The sequence below is a fragment of the Xenorhabdus bovienii genome (assembly GCF_024721015.1).
In the GTDB taxonomy this organism is placed as follows: Bacteria; Pseudomonadota; Gammaproteobacteria; order Enterobacterales; family Enterobacteriaceae; genus Xenorhabdus; species Xenorhabdus bovienii.
The window spans coordinates 1-4123 of record NZ_JANAIF010000136.1; the positions used below are offsets into that span (position 1 = coordinate 1).

At 41.1% G+C, this 4123-nt stretch carries 5 protein-coding genes and 1 pseudogene; 3 read left to right on the top strand and 3 right to left on the bottom strand.

The genetic code is table 11. From position 1 onward, the window contains the following. Positions 1-180: 180 nt before the first annotated feature. Positions 181-989 (top strand): IS5 family transposase gene (locus tag NXS07_RS18780; protein WP_258087388.1). Its coding sequence is split into 2 segments (ribosomal slippage): positions 181-490 and positions 490-989, totalling 810 coding nucleotides; the frame shifts between segments, so codons are not numbered across the junction. A gap of 144 nt (positions 990-1133) precedes the next feature. After that, on the top strand, positions 1134-1316 hold the full coding sequence (locus NXS07_RS18785; protein ID WP_258087386.1) for a hypothetical protein: 183 nt from the start codon (positions 1134-1136) through the stop codon (positions 1314-1316). Positions 1317-1343: 27 nt separating this feature from the next. Here NXS07_RS18785 and NXS07_RS18790 read toward each other — a convergent pair whose 3' ends face one another. Further along, positions 1344-2141, bottom strand: a complete 798-nt coding sequence (locus NXS07_RS18790) for an AraC family transcriptional regulator (protein WP_038221941.1) — start codon at positions 2139-2141, stop codon at positions 1344-1346. 108 nt (positions 2142-2249) lie between these two features. On the opposite strand from NXS07_RS18790, the pseudogene NXS07_RS18795 reads away from it, so the two are divergent. Continuing rightward, positions 2250-3009: pseudogene (locus NXS07_RS18795) on the top strand (IS5 family transposase). 27 nt (positions 3010-3036) lie between these two features. On the opposite strand, the gene NXS07_RS18800 reads toward NXS07_RS18795, so the two are convergent. Both NXS07_RS18800 and NXS07_RS18805 read right to left on the bottom strand, forming a co-directional pair. Further along, the gene (locus NXS07_RS18800) at positions 3037-3639 is read right to left on the bottom strand and encodes a LysE family translocator (protein ID WP_038221940.1); all 603 of its coding nucleotides are present in this window, start codon (positions 3637-3639) and stop codon (positions 3037-3039) included. A gap of 13 nt (positions 3640-3652) precedes the next feature. Continuing rightward, positions 3653-4039: a molybdopterin-dependent oxidoreductase gene (locus tag NXS07_RS18805; RefSeq protein ID WP_258087387.1), complete on the bottom strand. Its 387-nt coding sequence runs from the start codon at positions 4037-4039 to the stop codon at positions 3653-3655. Between the last annotated feature and the right edge of the window lie 84 nt (positions 4040-4123).

Here is a 4123-nt window from a genome sequence, read left to right on the forward strand (position 1 = left end):
GGGATGGCATGTGACACCGCCTTTTATTTAAGGAAGAAGAGCCCTATCATGGCACATGATGGATTACGGCTGTAGTATTAGGCTGTGTCCCTTAATGTAAATTGATAGTATTCTCATCTAAACTGTTTTCAATATGGGAAAAAGATGATGGCACGCTACGACATTCCTGATGACGCATAGATAGTGATAGAACCTTGTTTGCCCCCGATCCATTCAGAGCGGGCAGGACGTCCACATGTTGAACACCGCCGTGTGATGAATGGGATGTTCTGGGTCTTGTGCTCCGGGGCACCGTGGCGTGATTTACCTGAACGCTATGGTCCTTGGAAAACGGTCTATAAACGATTTAATCGCGGGTCAAAATCGGGCATTATCAACAAGATATTTAATCGGTTACTGTCCATTCTGGATGAAAAAGGCTTGATTGACTGGGCTGAAATTTGCCTGGATGGCAGCAATATTCGCGCGAGTAAAGATGCCGCAGGCGCGAAAAAAAACATCCCGATATCACCGACGATCATGCGCTGGGTCGCTCACGCGGTGGTTATGGCACCAAAATCCACCTGGCAACCGACGGAAAGGGTTTTCCCCTCAACCTGATGTTGACCGCTGGGCAAGCTCATGAAAGTCAATCCGCCATCCCTTTGCTCGACGGCATTGGTATACAACGCAAAAATGGTTTCATGAAACGACGTGGCAAAGCCGTGCTGGCAGACAAAGGGTATTCGAGTAGAAAGCTCCGCGGTTATCTGCGTAAATTGAGAATCAAAAGCGTTATTCCTTATAAAATCAATGAAAAAGGCAGTGCTGATGGTCGTACGCAATTTGATGAACAGGCTTATCGTGACCGCAATGTTGTCGAACGCTGTTTCGGTTTTCTGAAAGGAAATCGGCGTATTGCAACCCGTTACGAAAAAACCGCACGAAACTATTTGTCCAGGGTGAAATTAGGCTGTATTCGACTCTTTTACAGGCGGTTATCTAATTAAGGGACGCAGCCTAGTGCAGTGGAACCAGTGGAAATATGAGTATGATGCCCATGGCAATGTTATCACTCGCGGTACAGGCAATATAATAAACAGACCTACCGTTACGATGGAGACAACCGTCTGACGCTTGCCGAAGGTCACGGCATGAAGGCCATCTATCATGATGATGCCCTTGGCCGGCGTATTCGCAAGGTGGTGACAACTATGCTGACAGAGAGGGTTAACCGAGTTCTGGTCATGACAAACGATTGTTTGGCAAACAAGGGGCGTCCATGTATGCACGACAAAGTTATCGGTACTTTTATCGAAAGAGAATACTACATTTAAGGCAGTTCAACAGATTGAATACATGACCTATATTTTATACTCCGCAGGAGTCGCCGCAACCAATTTTTTGAAGTTCCTATGAAAGTGGCTTTGGTCATAAAAACCTAACTCAGTTGCTACAGACGCTATATTCATTCCCTGCTTCAAAAGTACTTTTGCTTCATTAATGCGCATTGCGATTTGCATAGCATGTGGAGTAATACCATATGCCTTTCGAAATGCGTGGATAATATGATATTCACTCAATTGAGAGTGAACAGCGATATCCTTTACCGATATATTGCTTCGAAAATTTTCACAAATATATTCATACGCCTTAGATACATTATTTTTTGTTACAACTTTCTCTAAAGGCATGGAGTTGGACTGTGAAAACAGATTGGAAAAAAAAGAGATGCTCTCTTCTTCCGTTTTCATTTTGTCTTTATCAAGAATGATTGTGTTGGCTAATTCTTGAAACTGTACATAAAGTTCTGGAGCATCGGTATGATTAATTGAGAACGGGATAAAATTCGTTACTCTTTCACCTACAACCATCGATTGCACATAGCCTAACCATTTGGGACATACATACAACATTTTGTAACTCCAATTTGTATCTGGTACTGGGTTGCATGAATGGACCTCTAGAGGGTTAACTATGACAAGAGAACCCTTTTGTATTCTCCGTTCAATATTACTATTGAAGTAATCACTATGACCGCAATCTACAGCTCCAATGGAAAATTCTTCATGAGTGTGTTTCCCGTAACAGGCTTCTGAGTTTTTAGAAGAGCGCAGCTCAATGGGTACTGCGCTCGAACGATAGAATTTTTGCTTGGTCATCTGTGTTCATACCCTTTTAGGGGCTGTTGATGTTTTGTGAGGGATTATTAGACAGCAAGATGATTTGGTATAATTACTTTCGCCAAAAAACAACCAGACCTCACCATCATACTGCGAACCATGTTAACAGATCTCCATTGGAATAAGCTATCTGCGTTAATGCAACACCCGGGTTGGATTTATCACAAACCTGAACACCGCTTGACCTTTGAAGGCATTCTTTACCGAATGAGAATGAGCATTCCCTAGCGCGATTTACCGCCAGAATTCGGCAAATGGAATAGCGTCTTTCAGCGTTTTAATGTCTGGTCAAAGAAAGGTATTTTACCAATTATTTTCAATAGGTTATCTGGATTTACTGATATGGAATGGTTGTTTATTGACGGAAATATCGTCCGGGCTCACTAGCATAGTGCAGGAGCAGCTTCAGATGATGATGAGGTATTGGCAAAAGTTGTGGAGGACGTTCAATCAAAATCCATTTGGCGGTCGATAGTTATGGCTTGCCTGTTCATTTTGAATTGTCCGGGGGACAAGTACATGACATTGTTCACGCTGAAAGTTTAGTCGAACAATAGCCCCTTCAGATTTTGTGATAGCTGACAAAGGGTACGATAGTCAGGCGTTCAGAAATCATATTGAACAGCAAGGAGTAACGCCAATTATACCCTACCGAAAAAATAGCCGAAAATCGGATAAACAGATTGATAAATGTTTATATCGTTATCGTCATTTGGTGGAAAATGCGTTCGCCAGAGTTAAACATTTTCGTGCAATAGCAACAAGATACGATAAACTTGAACGAAATTATGCCAGTATGTTGGCACTGGCATTTATCATTATCTGGTTACCAATGTGGGTTGAATGAATTATGACCTTAAAACATCAACAGACCCTAACCTGACATAAAAAAAGTATATACGACCGTAATTGCTAACAATAGCCCCATAGTGAGATTAAAAAGCTTATAATGTTTAGGTGTGTCCAAAACTGTCCTAATCGTTATTCCCAAAACAGCCCATGCTGAAATTGATGCATAACAGACAATAAAAAAAATCGCACAAAAAAGTAATAGTGCATTAATCTCTGCATCGCGACTACTAAAAACGGATATACCTGCTAAAGACACAATCCATGCTTTCGGGTTAAGCCATTGGCACATTATTCCTTGTATAAGGGATGGAGCACGGGTCTCTAGTGCACTATCATCACCGATCATTGGTTTTTGCATAGCAACTTTATATGCCAAGTATAACAAGAAACTGCCTCCTATATAGGTAAGCATTTCAGTTAGATATGGCACCTCATTTATAACTTGAGCTAATCCAAAGCCTAGTAAAAATAGAATCGATACAAAACCAATTGTAGCACCGGTTATATGTGGGATAGTTCGAATATATCCGCAATTGGCTCCGGTAACTGTCGCTATTATATTTACAGGTCCTGATGATATAGAAGTTACAAGGGCAAAAACTGCCATTGCAAATAATTGAGTCATAAGCTTCTACCTCCTAAAAATCAGTTACTTCTCCAGAACCATTAATAAAACGATTCTCTTGCAAATCAACAATGCGGTACCGTTTTGCCTTGATTTTTCCCTCCTTGCAATAACCCGCTTTGCTTTCCCAAAATCCTTGTTCGAACTCATCAGTAAAGTACAATTCAGACAAGCATTTAACCCCTTTGTACCGATATAGCGAAAAGTCGACTAGACGGATAGGGTAACCTTCTTCCAAAGATAGGGGTTCACCGTCCACCGCCCAAATAATCATCGCTCTATTTTCTAATGCATTACTAAGGGATATTGTAGAGTCATACTCTCCCTTACTTGTACCTAAACTTATTTGCTTCAAATTGTATGAAAGATATTTTGCTTGGTTTATCCCTAGATATTTCAATAGGTCTTCTAGATGGTGTCGTCATGAGAAATTTCGTGCAATAATAATGCCCCACCATTCCATCATAAGAGTTGATTAACCATG